This is a genomic window from Rosistilla carotiformis, from assembly GCF_007753095.1.
GTDB classification, from domain to species: Bacteria; Planctomycetota; Planctomycetia; order Pirellulales; family Pirellulaceae; genus Rosistilla; species Rosistilla carotiformis.
The window spans coordinates 3,439,991-3,461,506 of record NZ_CP036348.1; the positions used below are offsets into that span (position 1 = coordinate 3,439,991).

Annotated in this window: 15 protein-coding genes; 9 read left to right on the plus strand and 6 right to left on the minus strand. The window is 57.5% G+C overall.

The features are described from left to right. The first annotated feature begins 35 nt into the window (after positions 1 to 35). From Poly24_RS12465 to fmt, 6 genes are all read left to right on the plus strand, one after another. The gene (locus tag Poly24_RS12465; RefSeq protein WP_231753603.1) at positions 36 to 3,074 is read left to right on the plus strand and encodes a PSD1 and planctomycete cytochrome C domain-containing protein; all 3,039 of its coding nucleotides are present in this window, start codon (positions 36 to 38) and stop codon (positions 3,072 to 3,074) included. Between the two features lie 59 nt (positions 3,075 to 3,133). Continuing rightward, positions 3,134 to 4,534, plus strand: a complete 1,401-nt coding sequence (locus Poly24_RS12470; protein ID WP_145102854.1) for a DUF1501 domain-containing protein — start codon at positions 3,134 to 3,136, stop codon at positions 4,532 to 4,534. A 141-nt stretch (positions 4,535 to 4,675) separates the two neighbouring features. Next, positions 4,676 to 5,017, plus strand: a complete 342-nt coding sequence (locus Poly24_RS12475) for a zinc ribbon domain-containing protein YjdM (RefSeq protein WP_145095439.1) — start codon at positions 4,676 to 4,678, stop codon at positions 5,015 to 5,017. 100 nt (positions 5,018 to 5,117) lie between these two features. Beyond that, the gene (locus Poly24_RS12480; protein WP_231753604.1) at positions 5,118 to 6,191 is read left to right on the plus strand and encodes an FAD:protein FMN transferase; all 1,074 of its coding nucleotides are present in this window, start codon (positions 5,118 to 5,120) and stop codon (positions 6,189 to 6,191) included. A gap of 53 nt (positions 6,192 to 6,244) precedes the next feature. Further along, positions 6,245 to 6,829: a peptide deformylase gene (def, locus tag Poly24_RS12485; protein ID WP_145095443.1), complete on the plus strand. Its 585-nt coding sequence runs from the start codon at positions 6,245 to 6,247 to the stop codon at positions 6,827 to 6,829. Next, the gene (gene fmt, locus Poly24_RS12490; protein ID WP_145095446.1) at positions 6,822 to 7,790 is read left to right on the plus strand and encodes a methionyl-tRNA formyltransferase; all 969 of its coding nucleotides are present in this window, start codon (positions 6,822 to 6,824) and stop codon (positions 7,788 to 7,790) included. Before def ends, fmt begins: the two co-directional genes overlap by 8 nt. A 77-nt stretch (positions 7,791 to 7,867) precedes the next feature. On the opposite strand, the gene Poly24_RS12495 is transcribed toward fmt, so the two are convergent. After that, positions 7,868 to 8,845, minus strand: coding sequence for a 3-keto-disaccharide hydrolase (locus Poly24_RS12495; protein ID WP_145095449.1), 978 nt, complete (start codon positions 8,843 to 8,845; stop codon positions 7,868 to 7,870). Positions 8,846 to 9,157: 312 nt separating this feature from the next. Between Poly24_RS12495 and Poly24_RS12500 the strand changes: the two genes are divergently transcribed. Beyond that, positions 9,158 to 9,634, plus strand: a complete 477-nt coding sequence (locus Poly24_RS12500; RefSeq protein WP_145095452.1) for a hypothetical protein — start codon at positions 9,158 to 9,160, stop codon at positions 9,632 to 9,634. A 32-nt stretch (positions 9,635 to 9,666) separates the two neighbouring features. Here Poly24_RS12500 and Poly24_RS12505 read toward each other — a convergent pair whose 3' ends face one another. Beyond that, positions 9,667 to 11,652, minus strand: a complete 1,986-nt coding sequence (locus tag Poly24_RS12505; protein ID WP_231753636.1) for a sigma 54-interacting transcriptional regulator — start codon at positions 11,650 to 11,652, stop codon at positions 9,667 to 9,669. A gap of 236 nt (positions 11,653 to 11,888) precedes the next feature. Between Poly24_RS12505 and Poly24_RS12510 the strand changes: the two genes are divergently transcribed. Continuing rightward, complete coding sequence (locus Poly24_RS12510; RefSeq protein WP_145095458.1) at positions 11,889 to 13,259, plus strand: DUF1598 domain-containing protein; 1,371 nt, start codon at positions 11,889 to 11,891, stop codon at positions 13,257 to 13,259. A gap of 152 nt (positions 13,260 to 13,411) precedes the next feature. On the opposite strand, the gene Poly24_RS12515 is transcribed toward Poly24_RS12510, so the two are convergent. Next, entirely contained in the window at positions 13,412 to 14,767 is a 1,356-nt protein-coding gene (locus Poly24_RS12515; protein ID WP_145095461.1) for a polysaccharide biosynthesis/export family protein, read from the minus strand. 132 nt (positions 14,768 to 14,899) lie between these two features. Then, positions 14,900 to 15,544, minus strand: coding sequence for a hypothetical protein (locus Poly24_RS12520; RefSeq protein ID WP_145095464.1), 645 nt, complete (start codon positions 15,542 to 15,544; stop codon positions 14,900 to 14,902). Positions 15,545 to 16,049: 505 nt separating this feature from the next. Here Poly24_RS12520 and Poly24_RS12525 point away from each other — a divergent pair. Next, on the plus strand, positions 16,050 to 19,076 hold the full coding sequence (locus Poly24_RS12525) for an O-antigen ligase family protein (RefSeq protein ID WP_145095467.1): 3,027 nt from the start codon (positions 16,050 to 16,052) through the stop codon (positions 19,074 to 19,076). On the opposite strand, the gene Poly24_RS12530 is transcribed toward Poly24_RS12525, so the two are convergent. Both Poly24_RS12530 and Poly24_RS12535 read right to left on the minus strand, forming a co-directional pair. Then, positions 19,073 to 20,464, minus strand: coding sequence for an MATE family efflux transporter (locus tag Poly24_RS12530; protein ID WP_145095470.1), 1,392 nt, complete (start codon positions 20,462 to 20,464; stop codon positions 19,073 to 19,075). The genes Poly24_RS12525 and Poly24_RS12530 overlap by 4 nt on opposite strands. Continuing rightward, a complete protein-coding gene (locus Poly24_RS12535; protein WP_145095473.1) occupies positions 20,461 to 21,417 on the minus strand; it encodes a rhomboid family intramembrane serine protease in 957 nt (318 codons plus the stop codon). Before Poly24_RS12535 ends, Poly24_RS12530 begins: the two co-directional genes overlap by 4 nt. Positions 21,418 to 21,516 lie beyond the last annotated feature (99 nt).

Consider the following 21,516-nt stretch of genomic DNA (forward strand, 5'->3'; position numbering starts at 1 on the left):
TCTCCCAGCGTACCCTCCTTTGCCCCGCCGTTGCCGTGAATAAATCACCCTCACATGCACAGTGCCGTCGAATTGTTGCGGCTCTGTTGATTTCTGTCGCCAGCACGACCAGCTGGGGTGCGGAGCTGGGGAATGCGGATCCGTTGGAGTTCTTCGAAAAACGGGTTCGCCCCGTTCTCGTCGAACACTGTTATTCTTGCCACAGCGTCGAAGCTTCCAAGTTGCAGGCGGGACTGCGAGTCGACAGCCGCGCTGCGTTGATTCAGGGAGGCGATTCGGGAACGTCGTTGCAACCTGGGGATGCCGACGGCAGTCTGTTGGTCGAAGCGGTCCGCTACGAATCGTATGAGATGCCCCCCAAGGGAAAACTTCCCGACGCGGAGATCCAAGCGATCGAGGATTGGGTCGCGATGGGCGCTCCATGGCCGGACGAACCACCACCGCAATCGGATCAGCAGCGTGAGGCTTTCGACCTCCGCCAGCGTGCGGCAGAACATTGGGTCTGGCAGCCAATCACCTCGCCCACACCGCCACCAACTGCCGACACGCAATGGCCGCGCAGCGACATCGACCGCTTCATCTTGAAACGCCTCGAAGCCGCAGAGCTACGGCCGGCGCCGGATGCCGATCGCAGTGCGGTGGCACGCCGTCTGTACTTTGATCTGATCGGATTGCCACCCAGCGCCGATCAATTGCAGGCCTTTCTCGACGACACTAGCGAGCAAGCGACGTCGCGTCTTGTGGACCAACTGTTGGAGTCTCCGCGTTTTGGAGAGCGTTGGGGCCGGCACTGGTTGGATCTGGTGCGCTATGCCGAATCGCGCGGCCACGAATTTGATAACGACGCGCGCGATGCCTATCAGTATCGCGACTACGTGATCCGCGCGTTGAATGCCGACATCCCGTACGATCAATGGGTTCGCGAGCACATCGCCGGCGACCTGTTGGAATCACCTCGCTTGCATCCCGAGGAGCAATATAACGAGTCGATCTTGGGAACTGGATTTTGGTTTCTCGGGGAATGGGTGCATTCGCCTGTCGACATCCGTAAGGACGAAGCGGATCGATTCGACAACATGATCGACGTGATGTCGAAGGCTTTTTTAGGAGTGACGGTTTCGTGTGCGCGTTGCCACGACCACAAGTTTGATGCCATCTCAACGGCCGACTACTACGCACTGTGTGGCTTTCTACAAGGAAGTGATTTCCGCGAAGTTCGCTTTGAATCGCTCCACCACAATCAGCAGGTTGCCAAACGCTTGGCCGATCTCGACGCGGCGTTTCGAGCGAAAATTGAAGGATTGATTGGCGCGCAGCCGGCTCCGGCTTCGCCCCCCGTTGAGTCGGTTGAATTGGCGGATACCAGTCTGGTGGACTATGCCCATCTTGCTGCGGACCACTTCCTTCAAAACGGTTTCATCTTCGGTAGCCAACCGCGGGTGGTAGGGGAGCTTCAACTTTCCGAGACCGAAGGCCAAGTCGCTTTACGCGTGGCGGAAACGACAGCCGCCGTCAACGATTCCTTTTGGAACGGCCTAAAATCGATCCATGAAAAGGGGATCCATCACCGCAATGCATTGGATAAGATTCCGCATGTCGGTCGGACGTTGCGTACTCCAAGTTTTGAAGTTCAGCACGGAGAGATCGTTTGTCGCGTTCAGGGCAATGGACATGTCGTTGCTTGTGTCGATTCGCATCGTTTGATCGCTGGCCCATTGCACGGCGAAACGATACGCAAGATCGACGCCAAGACACCTTGGGTTCGGTTGAACCTAAAACGCTATGTCGGTCACCGAATCCACTTGGAATTCGTACCTGCAAAGAAACAGACGCTGGCTGTTTCTTTGGTCTTGGAAAATCCAACGCCCGAACAATTGAAAGCGGTGGAAGCACGCGAGGCATGGCAAGTTAAAGTCGCGGGAACGCGGCAGGAACAAGTCGACAAAGTATTGGCCGAAGCAACGCCTCGTTCACGGTCGCTAAAAGCTTTGGTGGAACAATGGGCTGCGGAACGGAAATCGTTAAAGCAACAAATCCAATACGATTCGCGCGCTGCGATGGCGATGCTGGACGGGATCGGTGAAGACGACCACGTCTTGATTCGCGGTAACGCTAGCAAGCCGGGGAAGCTTGAGCCACGGCATTTCTTGACTGCGATTGTGGGCGATCAACCGATGGCGATCGCGCGCGGAAGCGGCCGGCTGGAGCTGGCGCAAACCATTAACGATCCCAACAATCCGTTAACCTCCCGCGTGATCGTGAATCGTGTCTGGCACCATTTGATGGGGCGTGGGATCGTTCCCACGACCGACGACTTCGGCGTTTTGGGGCAGCGCCCGACACACCCCGAACTGCTCGATTATTTAGCGACGCGGTTCCGCTCCGATGGTCAGAGCCTCAAGCGATTGATCCGGTATGTCGTTTTGTCGAGGACCTATCAAATGTCCAGCAACGCCGACCCGACGGCTGTCGCTGCCGATCCCAAAAATTTGCTGTGGCATCATCGTTGGCCGAAGCGGTTGGAAGGGGAAGCCATTCGCGACGCGTTGTTGTCCGTTTCGGGGAGGCTGAATGAACAGATGTTTGGCGAACCGATTCCGATCCATTTGACGGGATTTATGGATGGTCGTGGACGACCGGGAGTCAGCGGACCATTGGATGGCGAGGGGCGACGTTCGATTTACATTTCCGTTCGACGAAACTTCTTGTCGCCGTTCATGCTTACGTTCGATACTCCGGTACCGTTTAGTGCGATGGGACGTCGCAACGTTTCCAACGTCCCAGCCCAGGCGTTGATTTTGATGAATGATCCAATGGTTGTTCAGCAGGCCGAGCTGTGGGCGCAGCGAACGGTGAAAACTTTTCCGGATGCCGCGGATCCGAATCTTGATCGTCAACGCGTGGTTTGGATGTATCAAATGGCATTTGCAAGGCAGCCGACGCCGCGTGAGTTGGATTTGGCGATGCAGTTTCTCAAGACGGAAGCGGCCACCGGTTCGCAAGATGATCTCGTCCTTTGGGCGGATCTGGCGCATGCATTGATCAACACCAAGGAGTTTATCTTCCTCAAATGAACTCTCCATACCAATATCCGTGCCAGCGGCAGCAGCCGCAGGCGACGTCCCGCCGAGAGATGCTTTTGCGTAGCGCCAACGGTTTTGGTGCCGTTGCGCTCGCAGCCTTGTCGGCCGATCGATCGTTTGCCAGCGACGCCCCAGCAACCGCGTCGCTGGGCAAACCTCTGCATGGATTGCACCACCGGCCGCGCGCCAAAAACGTGATCTTCTTGTACATGGACGGCGGGCCGTCGCAAGTCGACACGTTTGACCCCAAGCCGCTGTTGACCAAGTTCAACGGTCGGGATCCGGGCGAGTTTTTTGACGTGGAACCGACTCAATTCAACAACACGGGCAAGGTCTTGGGGAGTCCGTGGAAATTTTCACAGCACGGGGAAACTGGGATTCCGGTCAGCGAATTGTTTCCTCATGTGGCGACCTGCGCCGATGAGCTGTCCGTGATTCGGTCGATGGTTTCGGAGTTTCCCGAACACACGTTTGCGAATTACTTTCTGCACACCGGCAGCGGTTTGCAAGGGCGACCAAGCATGGGGGCTTGGGTGAACTATGGCTTGGGCAGCGAATGCCAAAACCTACCCGGGTTCGTTGTGATCAACGGAGGGTTGATTCCTCCGGGAGGACTCGATTGTTTTGGCAGCGGATTTCTGCCGGCCAGCTACCAAGGTTCGGTTTTCAAACCTTCGGGTTCGGCCGTTGCGAACATCCAACGCACCGAAAGTTCCGCCGAAACGCAGATGCGAAAGCTGGCGCTGGTGCGCGGATTGGACGACATGGCCGTCGAACAATTTGGTCATCACGACAGCTTGGAATCAGCAATCCAGAACTACGAACTTGCCTATCAGATGCAGATGGCGGTTCCGGAATTGATGTCGTTGAGCGATGAGTCGGCTTCGGTACAGACGATGTATGGTATGGATTCCGATTACGGACCCACCAAGACCTACGCGGCGCAGTGCCTTCTTGCCCGACGGCTTGTTGAACGTGGCGTGCGCTTCATTGAACTGACCTGCCCGGCGGTAGGCGGCGATCGCTGGGATCAGCACAACAACTTGAAACAGGGGCATGAAAATAACGCGCGCGCCGTCGATCAGCCTATCGCGGCCCTCTTAAAGGATCTGCGACAACGTGGCATGTTGGACGAAACGTTGGTTGTTTGGGCTGGTGAATTTGGACGCACTCCGTTCGCCCAAGGGAAGAACGGTCGGGACCACAACCCGCAAGGCTTCACGATCTGGATGGCTGGCGGTGGCGTTCGTGCCGGTTCGATTTTCGGTGCCACCGATGAATTCGGGTACAAAGCGATTGAGAATCGGCTTGAAATCCATGACCTCCACGCGACGATGCTACATCTATTAGGCGTCGATCACACCCGTTCGACCTTCCGTTTTGGTGGCCGTGATATGCGGCTGACCGATGTCAAAGGGCACGTCGTCAAAGATGTCATTCTTTCGACCTAAACGCGTTCCCGTTTGTGAATCCTTCGCTCGACGCGGTCCCACCGCCAGGGACGGCGATCTGCCGCGGTGTTGCGATCGCGGCTGAAACGGTAAACTGTTCGCGGCGTTGAACCGATGACGATCCCGCGACGAGACCCCCCGATGAGCGACCTGCCCAACTGCCCACAATGCGATTCCGAATACACTTATGAAGACGGGATCCTTTTGATCTGTCCGTCCTGCGCTCACGAATGGGCGGCAAACGAAGCGTCGGTGGACACCGAACAAGAGTCGGGAGTGCGCGATGCCAACGGCAATCCGTTGCAGTCGGGAGACACCGTGACCGTCATCAAGGATCTGAAAGTCAAAGGGACCTCGCTTGTTGTTAAAGTCGGCACGAAGGTGAAGAACATCCGCATCGTCGAAGGGGACCACGACATCGATTGCAAAATCGATGGTGTCGGCGCGATGCAGTTGAAGTCTGAATTCGTCAAAAAGGCGTAGCCGTACCTCGCGCACTCGGGCTCGATTCTTGGGACGCTCGACCGCGCCGGACGCTCTCCGCAAGCAACGCAGAATTGCACCGAATACCATGGATTTGAATTTGAATCGAACTGGAAACGTTTTGCGAATGCGACTGTTGATCGCCGCGACACTGCTGATCGTCGGCTGTGAAAAGCCCGTTGCGGAAGACGCGGCGTCACCGAAACCGGCGGAGATCTTGCAGGTCGCGGGCAAGACGATGGGAACGCGGTACGAAGTCAAAATTGCCAGCCCTCCATCGGATCTTGCATCCGATTGGGAATTGTTGATCGATCGCGAACTGCGTCGGGTCAACGATCAGATGTCGACCTACCTATCGACGTCGGAGCTCTCTCGTTTTAACCGGTCCGAGAGTCTCGATTGGTTTGAGGTTTCTCCAGAGACGGCGATGGTGGTCGCCGCCGCGCTACAAATTTCTGAAAAAACGGGAGGGGCGTTTGATGTGACCGTCGGACCGTTGGTGAATTTGTGGAGCTTTGGGCCCCAGCGGCACGAGAAGACGCTGCCGAGCCAAGCTGCGATCGACGAGGCTGCTTCGGCGACGGGATACCAGTCGCTGCATGTCCGGACCGATCCACCAGCGCTTCGCAAAGATAAGGCTGCATTGCAAGTCGACCTCTCTTCGATCGCCAAAGGGCATGGCGTCGATCGCATCGTCGATCTGTTGGTTGGCCTGGGCTGCGACAATGTGTTTGTGAACATTGGCGGCGAGATTCGAGCGGTGGGGGACAAGGGAAAAGATCGCCCTTGGCGGGCTGGTGTCGAACGTCCTGATGAAGCGACGACCGTGCTGTTGTTTCCGGTGGCGGTTGAAAATGAGGCGATCGCGACCTCGGGCGACTACCGCAACTTCTTCGAGATCGATGGGAAACGCTACTCCCACACGATCGATCCCCGTACCGGACGGCCGGTCGTTCACAGCATGGCGTCGGTCTCGGTGGTCGCTGCCAACTGCATGCTAGCCGACGCTTGGGCCACGGCGCTGAATGTGCTGGGGCCTGAGGAAGGACCGCCGATTGCGGTGGCAGAATCGTTGGACGCCTATCTGCTGGAACGTATCGATGGGCAGTTTCGGCCGCATCCGACCGGTCGGTTCGAGCAATGGAGTAAGCCGCCTGTGACGCCACAGGACTGATCCTATAATGGAGCCTTTCCGCCCGAATTGACTTTCCGCCCGCGCCCGATGCCATGCCACTTGAAATCGTTCCGTATCCCCATCCTACCCTGCGTTACAAGAGCAAACCGATCCGCAAAGTGGACAAAGCGTTACGCGATGTCGTCGCGGAGATGTTCGACCTGATGTACGCTTCGCGCGGCGTGGGGCTGGCTGCAAACCAAGTCGACATCCCGCTGCGGATGTTTGTCGTCAACCCCAGCGGCACGCGAGGGGATGGCGAGGAATTGGTGTTGATCAATCCCGTGATTCAACGTCCCAAGGGCTCGTGGCAAGCCGAAGAGGGCTGCTTGAGTTTGCCCGGCGTGTTTGGCAACGTGATGCGTCCCAAAGAAATTCGCCTGAGTGCGTTTGACCTGAAGGGGAATCCGATCGAACGCACGGTCGACGACTTCCTTGGGCGAGTGCTTCAACACGAAAATGACCATCTCGACGGGGTGATGTTTATCGACCGGATGACCGACGAGGCGCGTCGCGATCTGGAAGGCGCGTTGGCCGAATTTGAGATCGTTCGCGAAAGCTGCCGACAAACCGGTTCGGTCGAATCGGACGAAGCCATCATCCAGCGACGCAACGAGTGGGAGCAGCGGTATGCCTGATCGTCCGTTGACGATGGTTTTGATGGGAACCGGCCCGTTTGCAGTTCCCGCGTTCGAAGCGATTCGGCGCTCCGGTGATTCGATCGCTTTGGTCGTGACGCGTCCCGAAGTGATCAGTAAGAGTCGAAAGCCCGCACCTCCGGGACCGGTTCGCCAGTGGGCCACCGATAACGGCCTGCCGATCTTCGACCCGCCGACCATCAATGCGGACGATGCGATCGCAAAACTGCGATCGCTCCAGGCCGACTTGTTTGTCGTCTGCGACTACGGACAGATCTTAAGTTCCCAAGCCTTGGAAGCTGCCGCTTTGGGAGGCATCAATTTGCACGGCTCGCTGTTGCCCGCCTACCGCGGCGCGGCGCCGGTTCAATGGGCGGTCTGGAATGGCGATGCGGAGAGTGGTGTTTCGGTGATCCACATGACGCCGCGATTGGATGGCGGCCCCGTGATTGCGTCGGCAACCACGCCGATCCAGGCAACAGAAACGGCGGGCGAACTAGAAGATCGGCTCAGTCAGTTGGGCGTGCAGCCAACGCTCGTTGCGATCGATATCTTACGGAATTGGGACCGTGCATCCGTGATCGGTGCCCCACAAGATAAGTCGCTCGTTTCCAAGGCGCCTCGTTTGGCGAAGGCCGATGGAAAGATCGATTGGACTCAAACGGTACGACAAATCGATTGTCATGTTCGCGCGATGCAGCCCTGGCCGGATGCCTTTACGCTTGTCGAAACCGGGACCAAGCAGCCGCTTCGACTCGTCATTCGCCAGATTGCGGCGTCGGATCATCCACGTCCCGCCGACGCACAGCCGGGCCAAGTGATCGCTATCGACGGCCGCCTATTGGTTGCCGTTGGGGATGGGTGCATCGAGATCTTGCGTCTCGTACCGGCGGGAAAACGGGAGATGTCGGCGGATGCGTTCGTGCGCGGCAATCCGCTGCCCGTGGGAACCATTCTCTAGTCGGCAATCACTCCCGTTCGCCGAGCCCGCGAGTGGGGGCCCGGCGTTGTGATGGGACATCACGAGTGCGCCGCGGACTATTTCTTGACGACCCAGATGTTGCGATAGACGACCGGGTTGCCGTGCCCTTGCAGGTAAAGTGCATCGGGTTCAGGTCCTTCGGGGTGCCGACCAGGAGTTCCGTGGGGAAGTTCCAGGTCGTCGTGAATCACGACACCATTGTGTCGGATCGTGGCCCGAGCGTTCTTCGTTTTGTTGCCTTGATCGTCGTAGCGGGCAGCGGTGAAGTCGATGTCGTAGGTCTGCCATTGCAGCGGTGGGAAACACATGTTGACGTTCGGTTCGGCGATGCTGTAGATCCCGCCGCATTCGTTGTTTTTGCCGGCCAAGCCAAACGAATCGAGGACTTGCAATTCATAACGGCTTTGCATGTAGACGCCACTGTTGCCGCGAGCCTGTCCCCGCGCCTTAGGTTTGAACGGTGTGCGAAACTCCAAGTGCAGTGTGTGGTCGCCAAATTTTTCTTTACTGAAGCAATTCGCCGCCAACAAATCGCCCATCCGTTTGCCCCCTTCGAAGGCATCGGCCGACGAACCGTCGAACAGCACGACCGCGCCGGCAGGCGGTTCGGCACCCAAGGTGTCGCTTTCGCGTTGGACTTTGTAAAGTGTGCCTCGCAGGATTCCATCGGCCACCGTGATCACATTGAGTTCACCGTTGGAGATCTCGATCTTAAATAGGTCGTTGGTAAACACCGCGGTTTCACCTTCCATCTCGCCATCGATTTCGGCTTTGATGTCTTTGTGAGATCGTTCCGCATTGGGGAGCCCGTCGGCGTAGCTAACTAAGTGGAACTTGCCATCCCCCAGCGCAATCACCTGCACGCCAAACTTCACAGCGTCGGGGCCTGCGGTGCCTTCGTATTCACCTTGGATTTTGTAATCGATCGGGGCAGTTGCTGGATCCAGGTAGGTATCTTTGAGATCGATGTCTTCAGCGAAAGCGGAGGGGGACAGCAGCGCGACGGCAAGCGTTAGGGCAAAAATTCGTTTCATCAGGTACTCTAAACTATTCGGGTGGGGGGAAATGACCGGCGACTAGCATACCACTGGTGCTTGCGAAAAGAAACATTTCTGTCATTGCCGCTTGGCTTGAGGCGACATCGCAATCGTTATTCCTCGATTTTGACGCCTTCCGGGGGAGGGGCGGGGCATCGCATTGATCGCTTCAAGCCGATGTCCCATAATCTGCGGAGCCCGACGACCGCGGGCTGCCGTTCGCGATGCCGCGGCGTGGATGCAATGCTCCGCTGCCATCGTTGGATGAACACGCTGTAAATAAGAATCCCATCGAAGGAACGTGATACGATGTCTAGCTTTGCGACGGACGATTCCCCAAATGCTCAACCGCCGAAGTCGAAGAACGCGGTCAAGATTGTCATCGCCGTCGTCTTGATCGGACTTGGAATCGTTTGCTGTGGTTGTCTTGGGGTGATTGGGGTTTCCTGGATGGCCTACGGCGATTCGGTGGAAACCATCAAAGGGAACCGGATCGTCCAACAAAATTTGGGCGATGTGACATCTGCGGAAATCGATCTCCAGGCGACGGGAGAGCTCGCTGAAGGAGGAGGCCAACAGCGGCTCGTTTATCGGGTTGAAGGGACGACGGGAACGGGCAAGGTGATCGTGGCGACTGGGCCAGCAGGGCTTGAACTGAAGTCGCTGATTTTGGAGGACGGAACCGAGATCAATTTGCAGGTGGCTGACGAACGCATTCCGGTCGAATTCGAGATCGATAGCGGCGAGCTGCAGATCGACACGGGCGAAGTCGTGCCGCAGGAGTAGCCGGCGGAAGCGGAGTTTCCTGGTGGCGGAGGTCAATCGATCCAGTCGCGCGGGGTGAGTTCGAAGCGTTTCAGCTTTCGATCCAAGGTCGATCGTTCGATCCCCAAAATCGAAGCCGCTTTGCTTTTGTTGCCTTCGGTCGCGCGTAAGGTCTGCAAAATGTGATTGCGTTCGATATCCAACAACGATAATTCTTCGAACGCGCGGGGATCGCCTGGGGCCATCGTTGGATTGCCGGCGCTGTGGACATTCGACAACACCAAATCCTCAGCATCGATGGAAGACTTGTTGGACAACACGACGGCTCGTTCGATGACGTTCTTGAGTTCGCGAATGTTCCCCGGCCATGGATACTTCATCAAACGTTTCTCCGCCGCGACGGTAAAGCCTTCGATTTTTCGCCCCATCTGCTGACAAAAGCGTTTCAAAAAGTAGTTTGCCAATCGCAGGATGTCGCGGCCCCGCTGACGCAGCGGCGGGATCACGATTTCCAATACGTGCAATCGGAAGTAGAGATCGGCCCGAAATCGGCCGGCGCGGACCTCGGCTTCCAAGTCGCGATTGGTTGCGGAGACGACACGAACGTCGGCGCGAATCGAACGGTTTCCGCCGACGCGCTCAAACGGATGACCTTCTAGGACGCGAAGGAACTTTGCTTGGATTTCGGGACTCATCTCCCCGATTTCATCGAGCATTAAAGTTCCTCCATCTGCCGCTTCGAACTTCCCCAACTTACGTTCGGTGGCCCCGGTAAATGCCCCTTTTTCGTGCCCAAACAGTTCACTTTCCAGCAACGCTGGCGAGAGTGCGGCACAGTTGAGACACAGGAACGGTCCTTCGCTGCGGTTGCTTTGGTCGTGCAATGATTGCGCGACCAGTTCTTTGCCGACACCGCTTTCTCCGCGGATCAAGACCGTGGCCGATGTAGGGGCGGCACGGCGGATTGCTTCACCGATCGCTCGGATCTCGGGACTGTCGCCAACGATCTTCGATTCTTGCCCCAGTTGGTGCCGCAGTTCGTCGACCTTCTGCCGACTGCGATCCAACCGCGTGGCCAGCTTGGCCTGTCGCATCAGATTCTGAAACGCAAGTCCGAGATTCTCGGCGACCGCCAAAGCGAACTCTAAGTGTTCGGGTTCTAACGACGGTTCGTCGTCGCTCGAATAGAGATGGATCAACCCGATCGAGCGGTTCTCGACACGAATCGGAGCGCACAGCGTACTGGTCGTGCTGATCTCGCCTCGGCTGTCGGGACTGGCCAGCGCCGCATCGTCAGCGATGTTACGCGCGAGCACCGCTTCACCGTCGCGCAAAACCGTTTGGGCGACAAAATCGGGGACGCGATGGTAGCTGCGATGAAGCCGTTGGCGCGTGGCGATTAACACGAGGTCGTTGGGATTGTCGGAGATTTGTTTTGCCGATTCCGCTAAACGCATGACCGCGCCGGTGGCGACGCCGGTGTGTTGGATTAGGGTGTCGAGCGCCGATTCAGCGGCGGCGTCGATCGATTCGCAACGCGAAAGGTCAAAAGCGAACTGAAATAATTTTTGCGCCGCGCCGGCGTTTTGGTTCGGCTTGGGTTTACGAAGCCGCTGCTCCAGAAAGGGGGATTTTCGTTGCCGGTGAGTGATTTCGCCAGCATCGATCCCCTCGACGGTCTGCTGTTCTTCCAGCAAACCGCTGCCTTCGCTCGCACTGCCTCCGGCGGTGGGCGATTCGTGCTCGAACGCATCGGCGATTTCGTGAACGAAAACCATCTGACAGCCAGCAATTTCTAGCGTTTGGCCGGGCTGCAGGACCTGATCGCCGTGCACCGGTTGGGCGTCGATGCGGGTTCCGTTGCGACTTGCGTTGTCGCGGACGATCCAATCCCCCTGTTCGGCAAATAGCTCGGCGTGCTGACGACTGCACCGTTCGTGTCGGATCACGATATGGCTGCCCGATGACCTCCCAATGGTGGTCCGGCGACCTGGGGTTAGGCTGAACACGTCGGTCCAACGACTCCCCTCGCGAACCACCAAATAGGCCGGTGGCGCGGTTTCTGCGGAATTTGTAGCCTCAGACAAGCGATAACCCGCGGGCAAAAATGTTGTGTTCGTGGTGGTTTGTGACTATTTTACATGCTGGCGGCGCACGTAAGTCGGCAGTTTCCTTCGGGAAGCGTTTTTGACCTACATTTAAATAGCGTTCGCCGCTTGTCTCAGGAAGATTCTACCCACTTGGTATCGACGCGTCAGCGTTGGGAGTTCGTTTGATGAAATGTCCACAAGGTTTGCAGGTTCGTGTCCGTCATGCAATCTGCATTGCCAGCATGATCGTGATCGCAACGCCGTCCTTCGCCGGACAAGTTGGCGTGCGTCAGAACTCCGTCGGCGGTGTGATGGTGGATGCTGGCGGCGTGGTGCGTGCGGCGACACCGATGGAACAGCAGAAGTTGCTGCTCGATGTCCGTGCGAAAGTTCGTGCTGCTGACGGTGAAATGGCCAAGCCAGCCGATCTGCGGATGATCTCGCTGAAGGGATTGCAAGCGGCAATCGCCGAAGCGCTTGCCACCGGCGACGATTTGCCCGAAGAGATCCGTTACCTGGCAGGGCTGCAACGCATTGAATACGTCTTGGCCTACCCCGAACAAAATGACATCGTGATTGCGGGCCCCGCCGAACCATGGATCGTACGTGACGACGCGGCAGTGGTGGGGGCGATCAGCGGTCAACCAATGATGTTGATCGACGACTTGGTCACGGCGATGCAGAGTGTCGAAGCGGCGCGACAAGGTGGAATCAGTTGCTCGATCGAACCGACCGCCGAAGGGCATCAACGCTTGAATCGGTTGCTGTCCAAGGTGCAATTGCGAAATGGTCAAAACCCTAAATCGCTTGAACCTCAAATGAAGCAAGCGTTTGGCCCCCAGATGGTCAAGCTGAACGGTGTGCCGACGGACAGTCACTACGCCCGTATCTTGGTTGCCGCCGATTATCAGATGAAGCGGATTGCGATGGGACTTGAGTCGTCGCGGATCGCTGGCCTGCCCAGCTACCTGGAAATGGCGCGGGGATCGATCACGCAAAGCAACGCCAACCCGCGATGGTGGATGGCGTGCGATTACAATTCCCTGTCGCATTCGGACGACAAGCTCTCTTGGAAATTGTCGGGTCGTGGCGTCAAGACAATGACTGAAAACGATCTGATCGGTGCCAACGGCCAAGTGGTCGGTAATGCCAAAGCCGATCCGAAGGCTCAAAAGTGGGCCGATCTGATGACGGAACATTATGGCGAATTAAGCCAGCAGTTCCCTGTCTTCGGACAATTGCGGAACATGATCGATATGAGCGTCGTGGCGACGTTGATCGTTCAAGAGCGTTTGGACGAAACCGCTGGGGTGAACCTGGATCTGTTGATGGGACGCGGTAGCGAAGTTCCCGTCGCAGTCTACACCGCGCCAGCGGCGATCTCTCCCGAATGCAGCTTCCTGCGTGGACGTAAAGGATGGATCGTAACAACTTCTGGTGGCGTCGATATCAACGCGTTTGAGATCGTCGAAAACCAAGCCGCCGATGCAACCCTGGGCGCCGTCCACAGCAAGGCGTCTGCCGCCGCTGGCTCCACCTGGTGGTGGAACGGTTGATCCAACGCTTGGGTCGCTTTGGCGTCAATTAATAAAAAAACCGCTGTCGAAACCCGAAGGTCATCGACAGCGGCATGCGGGAATTTCTTGAAGTAGGCGCCTTGGATGCCAAACCGCGGTTCGGCATCGTTCGAAAGGCGGTGAATCCGAGCCTAGTTGCGTAGCAGTTCTTGGATTCCGTAGGTGAAGAAGGTTCCCAGTCCGAAGTTTAGAACTTCCTCTTCACACTTGTACTGCAGAACCAGGATGTCACCCGCTTGAATCAGCGGTCGCTGGCGAGGATCGTTGGTCGCTGCAGCCAGGTCCACTTCGATGACAACCTGTCCTTCGCATGGTGTCTTGCGAAGGATGTACAGTCGCCCTGGTGGTACGCCGCCGACGCTGCGGGCGTTCAATCCGCCTGCTCCCCCGCCGCCACCGCCAACTTGGCTGCCGACGCCGGTTCCGGCAATCGCCATCGCTCCGAGAACATCCAAGTCGTAGTCGCGAGGTAGTGGATGTTCTCCACCGGGCAGCAATCCGCCGGTGTAGAAGACCTCGCGATCACGTGATTCGATGTAGATGATGTCGCCACTCTTCAACAGCACGTCCTGGGGACGGATGTCAGGGATCACGCCCGGTGCAACTCGCAATGGAATACGAATCGCGGTGTCGTCTTCGGGAGGTGGTGGTGGGCACATGCATGGATTTTGGCATCGCTTCGCTTCGATATCGCGGTAGTACTGCGCGACCAATTCCATCCGTTTGCGTTTGTCTTCTTGACTCGCACGAAGGATCTTGACTTCGTTCTTTGCCGTCACACCGGGAAGTCCGCCGGTCTGCATCAGGGCGTGTAATACGTCATTTTGGTATGCGGGTAGCTTTACAATGCTGCCCGAAGCCCCTTGGAAGCTGCCACGCTGAACGCTGCTTCCGCTGTTGACCTCATTTTGTGTCAACGATTGGTCCTGACGGACGACAATTACATCGTAGGTTCGCTCTTTGATCAGAGTAACCACGGGGCGTGCCTTTTCATCCTGGAGGATATTGCCCTTGATGTAGGCTTGGCGTACGAGTTCGCGGACTTGGTCGATCGTCATTCCACGGACGTCGATTGGCTCGACTAACGGCAAGGAGATCGTGCCATCTTCCGCTACGGCAATCGGGAATCCGATCGAGGGTGGCAGAGTACTTTCGGCGTCGGGAAAGTGAACCGGTGGCAACTGAGGTGTCACATCGGGAGCGTTGAATGGCAACACGCCTTCGATATAGATTCCCAGCACGTCATCGGAATCAAGGATATAGTTCCGCGGCGCCTCCTGCGACAACAGCGAGATGTCGACGGGGACGAGGTTATTCTTTGGCGGAGCAAAAAATTGAGGTGGCAAGCGACGCGCTGGAATGCCGCTGATCGGCGACGTTAGGCTGGTGCAGCCGGTACACATCGCGATGCCTAGACACATGGTCCAAAGGATGCCAGCGGCAGCGGGCACGCGCTTTGCGGATTGGTTTCTGGTTTCAACATTCATCACAAAGACTCTTCGTTACGGCGTCTGCGGACTGGATCTGTTAGGATGCGCGTCGTCCGTTGATATGGCAACGGAGATGCTAGTTTTCCATAGCAGGATCGCACTTCGATCCTGCGGCAGCGAATCAACACACTAGAACGGTTTGGGACGATTTGTCCGTCCGCCGATTCCAGAACCGATCCGCGGCGATGACGTTTCGGGTTTGGCCGTCGACACCTTGGATGGCGTTTCGGACTGAACCTGGACATCGCCGACGATCGTTTCCCCGTCGCCCAGCAGACCTTCATAGCCGGTCAAAGGCGCGGGAGCGGGCTCGGCAACCGCAGTGGGTGCGGCCGCTGCGGGAATGGGCGATTCACCCAATCCGCATTGCACACAGGCTTCTGCCATCTGGCCGCTCATTTGAATCTGGCCATAGTTGCCTAGGCCATGCTCTTCGGCGGCGCGTGCCCCGTGAGGGTACCCGGCGAACCAAGCACTGACGCGTTGCTGCCCTTCGGGCGACTGGTACTTCCAACTCCAGTAGCTACGCGGCGGGAAGGCTGGTGTGCAGCCGTTGCCCCCATTGGCTACATCTTCATAACCTTGACGGAATCCGTCGCGGAAGTTGTAGATGTAGTCTTCATTCTGGAAACAGTGCTTGCGTTCATGCCAGGCACGAGCACTCCAAGCACTATTGCGATAACCCAACACGAACTCGTCGCAGCACTCGTTGTAGTCCAACGAATTGCTGAGTCCCGCAAATGCGGTGCAGCCTCCCGTGGACACAACCAGCATCGAAGCAGCGACAGAGCAGGCGACGCCTGCGATAATCGCTCGCAATCGAGACCGTCGCTTTTGAGTAAAACGTGTACGACAACTATCAATCGATGATCTAGGATCCGCCATGTTGGCCCCCCCGGCTACAACGGCAGTCAAATTTCCGCGTACGGCACCAATGCACCGAGACGCAACCCTTACAAAGCTATTCATCGCCCAACGGGTTGTGTTGGATTGAGAGATTTTTCCGGTGATGACGAATCATTTGGATAATCGTGCCGTGATCTCTCTGTGGATTGCAACGACCGCTTAGCCGTTGCGACCCGAATAATGCTTCCCCCAGTCTGTGTGGTGGTTGTGACTTGATCCGTGAACGATCATGCTGGACGGTGCTATTTTCCCGCGTTTGCCTTGTTGGGACTCGTGTGACCGTCCTTCAAACGGCCCGTTTTAAGAGTGTCTTTGGACGCTAGCAGTTTGCTTTTCGCCTTCGACTTCACCGCCTATTCCCCTTGATTTGCCGATGTCCGATGCTGTCCAACGGCCGACGTCCGAGAAGCTGGTCGCGTTATGGCGCCGGCTGTTAGCGGTCTTTGCCGTGCTGGTTCCGACATTCGCCGCTTGGGATTATGGTGGGATTCTTCCCTGGACCAAATGGGCGTTGGCGGTGACGACGGTCTGCTTGCTTATCGCGACGGTCCCCTTGTTATTGTTTCGCCAACCCAGTTCGCGATTGGTGTACGGCCTTCCGTTTTTAGCACTCACGATTTGGGCCTTCGCTGTCTTTCAGACCCTTCCGTTGCCGGCAACGGGGGTGTCCATGTTGGCACCCGCAAGTCACACCGCTTATACGCAGTGGGGCGTGGTAGGGGACCAAGTCGCCCCTGCCTCGATTCCGATCAGTATCGCCCCTTGGTATACTCGCCAATACTTGGTGTTGCCCGCCTGTTTCGCCGGCTTTGTCCTGATCGGAACCGTTCTGTTGCGCGGCGAAAAGGACGTGTTGATCCTCTTGACGCTAACGATGTTCAGCGGTGTCGCGATCAGCTATTTAGGTACGGCGGACAAAATCAACGCGAACCAGATTCGTGGTGAACTGGTGGCACCCTCGGACGCGTCGCTGCCCTTTGGTCCCTTCGTAAACCGCAACAATGCGGCTGGCTACCTGAATCTCTGTTTGGCGTGCAGCATCGGAGCCCTCGTCTATCGCCATCGCACCCGGCTCAAGGAACGCAAGAACGACGACCGGTATCGCGTTTCGGGGGATAGCCGCTGGGAGAAATTGGTCAGCCGGATCACGCGGTTTGGTCGCTTAACCGACAATCTGTCGGTCGTGATCGTTGTATTTGCAGTCGTCATTGCCAGTGGAATTTTCATCAGTGGTTCACGCGGTGGGATGTTGGCAACGTTGGCGGGGACGCTTGTGGTCGGTATGCGTTCGGTCAACCGCAGCCGAAAGTTTACGGCGCTGATTGCGATCTCGGTCGGGTTCGTCGGATTGGGGCTCTTGCTCGGTTCGATCGGCATGGTCTCTGCCGTGCAGGAGCGATTCGCCCAGACCTGGGGAGATGACGCCTTGCAGGACGGCCGGCTGGATCACTGGCAAGACAGCTTGGTTGCTTCATCCAATTACCTTCCCGCAGGCGCTGGTCTGGGCACCTACCGGTTCGCTTACATGCCGTTCCAACGCGTCGGTTCATCGGCTTGGTTTTTGAATGCCGATGGAATGCCGTTTGAATGGTTGCTCGAAGGGGGCCTGATCGTGGTGGGGCTTGTGATCGCGGGAATCGCGTGGACCTATCGATTGCTGTGGAACCTCGCCTTTTTTAAGAACACACCATCCGACGCCGCGATTGCGACGACGGCATGGTTTGCGGTTCCCAGCTTGTTGGTCTCGCAGTCGTTTGATTTTGGGATCCTCTTGCCTGCCAATACGCTCTTGGCCGCTTTGATCCTAGGCGCGGTCTGCGCTCTGGTGAAACCGGTTCCCAAGAGGAAGCAACGCTTGAAAGATACCAAGCCCGACCAGGCGGCTGGCGAATCCGAGCGACCGTCGCGTCGGCATCGATCACGGTCCGCAACGCAAGAATATCCGCCGATGCAATCCGAGGTTGCGTCGACCTCACGGCCATCTCGGCGGTTTGGCACCAAAGCAGTCGATTCTGCAGGCAGCAGCACGCACTCCGGATCCCGCGTCGTTCGTCATTTGGGGCCGCACGTGTCACGCAAATCGAAGCGTCCACAGAGGTCCAAGCGTCAACGTGCCATCGATCTGGCACTCGCATTGGTCTGCTGGGGCGGCTGTTTCGTCACCGCCGGGCTGGCCATCCCGCAGCAATATGAAGCGGCGGAGTCGGATCGGGTCGTGCGGCAACTGAACGCCTGGCGGCCGGACTTGCGGCACGCCAAGCGGAAGATCGATGCGATTGCCGACCGAACCCAGAAACTGGCCACCCGATATCCACGCAATCCCGACGTGCTGTTTGCCAACGCCCGGGCGATCTTGTTGCAGTGGCGTACGGCGACGATCGATCAAGCCGGCGACCTGGGGAGTCGCGAGGCGTTTGATCGTCGCTGGCAGCTAACCGACCCGTTGTTGCGACGCTTCCAATTTCATTCCTTGCAGGCTGCGTCGCCCGGCGAGTCGGTGGAATGGCAATCGGTCTTGCTGCCGGGCCAATCGAGCGAGCCCCTGTTGGCAGCCCGCGAACAAGCGCTCGCCGCGCTTCGTTTCTGCCCCTTAAACGATCAAATCTATTCATTGCTGCTGACGCTTGATTTTGTTGATCGCGGTTTCGTCGATAGCGAGCGGATGCTGAACCAACTGCATCGGTTGGGAATCCGACGGCCCGATACCCTGCAACGACTGGGAGTGTTGGCGGCGGTCTATCCTGGCGAAGATCTTGCGTTGACACTCTGGCGCGATGAATTGCAATTGGTGCCTGAACGGCTGGCAAACGTCTGGCGCATGATCCAACAATTGGGAATCGAAGCCGACCTTAACACCTTGGTGCCGGAAGATCCGGGAGCTTTGCTGACCGCCGCCGATTCGTTAACGACCGATCCGGCGACCCGCGAAGCTTTGTTGGCGCGGATCGACGTGATCATTCAACGCGAGGGACGGTCGTCGCTGAAGCAATTAACAACTTCCGATACGGTCGCCGACGGCACTGCGACCGCTTCGGTTTCCGCGTCGCATAAACCGTTGCGGCATCGCGTCGCCGACGACTCCCAGTGGCACTACTTCAACGCCCGCGTGGCCATGTTGCGTGGCGATTTCATTGCGGCGGAAGAGTCCTGCCGCGAGGCGGTACAAATGAGTCCTGGAGATATCGCTTGGCGCGAACAATACGCGCATCTGTTGCTGCGCAACGGCAAACAAAAAGAGGCGGTCGCACAGATCGAGCGCTGCCTGCTGCAGTCTTCCAACGATCGCCGGTATCTGACGCTGGCGGCCCAGTTTCGGGCGGCGGACGTTGCGCCCGAGACGGAACCATCGTCCCCCGACGCGCCTGTTCGCGTTGGCGGCAGTGTAGATGGGACGCCTTAGGAGACCATTGCTATGCTCGAATCGGCAGCTTCCACCATCCGAAGCGTTCGCCATCGGCCGTGGGCGAAACGACCAAGCATCGCGGCGGCCATCGACATCACCCAACAGGTCAACATCCACCACCACCAATGCAAAGGATTGCTGGAATAGGGTTTCCCGATCAGCCCCACCGTGACCCAAAGCACGGCAACGCTCACGCTGGCAAAAAGGACGAACCAGGTGTCGCCTGCACCACGCAGTGCCCCACCGATGACAATCTGTGCCGCATCAAAGATGCAGTAGACTGCGACAAACCGGAGCAGAACCCGCGCTAGCGCAATCGTCGGCGCGATCGCTTCCCCTTGATTGCCAGCGAGATACAGCGATAGCAACGTGTCGGGGATCAAGACGTAGGCGGTAGCCCAGGTTGCGGAGTAGCAAACGCCCAACAGGGCCGCGGAGATAGCTGCCCGCGCGGCCAACGACGGTCCCGATTCCGTTAAGTGCTTCCCGACCAAGACCGATGCGGCGATCGACACCCCGATCAAAGGAACAAACGCCATCATGTTGAAGTTGATCGCCATTGCGGTCGCGGCCAACGCTTCGGTTCCGACCTGTCCGATCTGCAATACGATCATTGCGAACCCGCCCGATTCGGCTTGATACTGAAGACCCGCAGGAACACCAAAATAGAGCAAACGGCGAAGCAAGGGGAAGTCGACAACGCGACCCGCAGCAATGCCAAAACGAACCGTGTCGGCGCGGCGATGCATCAGCACTAAATAGATGATCGCTTTGGTCCAGAACGAAATGCTGCTGGCGATCCCGGCGCCGACGATCCCGAGTTCGGGAAAACCGGCATAGCCGAAGATGAGCACGACGTCGAGCACCAGGTTCACGATCGACGCGGCGATGTTCACCCACATCACGATCGCAGTCCGTTCGGTCCCGCTGAAGAAGCCGGCAAGTGCCGATTCCAAGACGACAGCGCTGGCACCGACAAGCAACCACTGCAGATAGATCGATTCCAAATCGAGCAGTGATGGATCTTGCCCCGCGGCTACAAAGATCGATCGCGACAGCGGGATCAACATCCACAACAACGGGGAGATCGCGAGCGAAAACCAAATCGCTTGCCATATCAGACGACCGATCCGTTGGGGTTGGCCGCTGCCGGAATATTGGGCGACCATCGCGCTGGTCATCGAGACGATGCCGACGGGAAAACAGGTCAATGTCCAGAACAAATTGCCGCCAGCCATCGACGCGGCCATTTCGGGTTGGCCGTACCACAATAACATGGTTCGATCGGAGAACAGCGTCAGCGTGAGACAGCCCGTGCTGATCATCAACGGCAGGGCAACACGCAACACTTCGGCGATGCCCGCCGGCCGATTCCAGATATTCATGTAGGCATTCGAGAAGCCACGGCGGCGCACCCAATCCCCATCAGCAGCCCCGCGACGTGAGCGACATTTGCGATGGATTGGCCTCCCATCGATCCTTGGGGCAAGAGAATAAACATGAACATAAACACCAGCATCAGCATGACGGTGGATGGAGGGATCAGGTTCGGAAAACTAGGCTGCAAAATCGGCCGAATCCACAAATATCCAAACAGCCCGTAAACCGCCCCGGAGATCCCAATCACGTTCGGCGATCCGCCTAAACTGGCGGGGAAGATCGATTGCACGACAATCGCCGTGATTCCTGTTAAGAGAACCAAGACGGCCAAAGCCATCGGGCTTTGCAAGCGTTCGATCGCGCCTCCCAGAAAGAACAACGCCATCATATTAAAACCCAAATGCATCATGCTGCCATGCAGAAGGTTCGGCGTGAAGACACGCCATATCTGCCCCTTCTTAATCGAAGCCAGCGGGTCGCCTTCGGATTCGACGTAGTCTTGCACTCCGACAAAACGCAATTCTTGAAACAACTGGGCTCCAGCGTCATCGCGAACGCCTCGACTGCCCGGATCGGTGAGGAAAAACAACACGACACAGGTGACCACCAACGCGATTGTCAATCGTGGCTTTTGCGTCACGAAATTGCCCGAACCGGCCCACGCGGCACCGCCGACTTTGCGTTGTTGCTTCAGGCGGTCCTTGTTCTTCGCTTCCTGCTGCTTGCGAATCTCATCGGCTTGTTTGTAAACACGGTATTTTGCGTCGCCCGGTTGCTGACGAAACGCGTCCAATTCGGCCCGGGCTACGTTCAAACGATCCTCATCGTGAATCCAAACCGCCCATGCCACCGGATCCGTATTGGATTCTTCGGCCGTCGCCGAAATGCTGATCGTCAACAGGTAATCGCAGAATTGGGAAGCTTGTTCAGGGTTCGTGAATTCGCCGATCTTACGCATGAGATTCTTTATTCGGTGGATGGTTCAATGGTCAGCCGAAGTGGCTGCGGCAAACGTCCGTAGTGCCAGCGGCGTCATGGCCGATCGTTCCTGGACTGC

Coding starts and splice junctions, on each gene's coding strand:
- Poly24_RS12470 (WP_145102854.1), top strand. CDS start 3,134: ATGCTTTTGCGTAGCGCCAACGGTTTTGGTGCCGTTGCGCTCGCAGCC.
- Poly24_RS12475 (WP_145095439.1), top strand. CDS start 4,676: ATGAGCGACCTGCCCAACTGCCCACAATGCGATTCCGAATACACTTAT.
- def (WP_145095443.1), top strand. CDS start 6,245: ATGCCACTTGAAATCGTTCCGTATCCCCATCCTACCCTGCGTTACAAG.
- fmt (WP_145095446.1), top strand. CDS start 6,822: ATGCCTGATCGTCCGTTGACGATGGTTTTGATGGGAACCGGCCCGTTT.
- Poly24_RS12495 (WP_145095449.1), bottom strand. CDS start 8,845: ATGAAACGAATTTTTGCCCTAACGCTTGCCGTCGCGCTGCTGTCCCCC.
- Poly24_RS12500 (WP_145095452.1), top strand. CDS start 9,158: ATGTCTAGCTTTGCGACGGACGATTCCCCAAATGCTCAACCGCCGAAG.
- Poly24_RS12510 (WP_145095458.1), top strand. CDS start 11,889: ATGAAATGTCCACAAGGTTTGCAGGTTCGTGTCCGTCATGCAATCTGC.
- Poly24_RS12515 (WP_145095461.1), bottom strand. CDS start 14,767: ATGAATGTTGAAACCAGAAACCAATCCGCAAAGCGCGTGCCCGCTGCC.
- Poly24_RS12520 (WP_145095464.1), bottom strand. CDS start 15,544: ATGCTGGTTGTGTCCACGGGAGGCTGCACCGCATTTGCGGGACTCAGC.
- Poly24_RS12525 (WP_145095467.1), top strand. CDS start 16,050: ATGTCCGATGCTGTCCAACGGCCGACGTCCGAGAAGCTGGTCGCGTTA.
- Poly24_RS12530 (WP_145095470.1), bottom strand. CDS start 20,464: ATGAATATCTGGAATCGGCCGGCGGGCATCGCCGAAGTGTTGCGTGTT.
- Poly24_RS12535 (WP_145095473.1), bottom strand. CDS start 21,417: ATGCGTAAGATCGGCGAATTCACGAACCCTGAACAAGCTTCCCAATTC.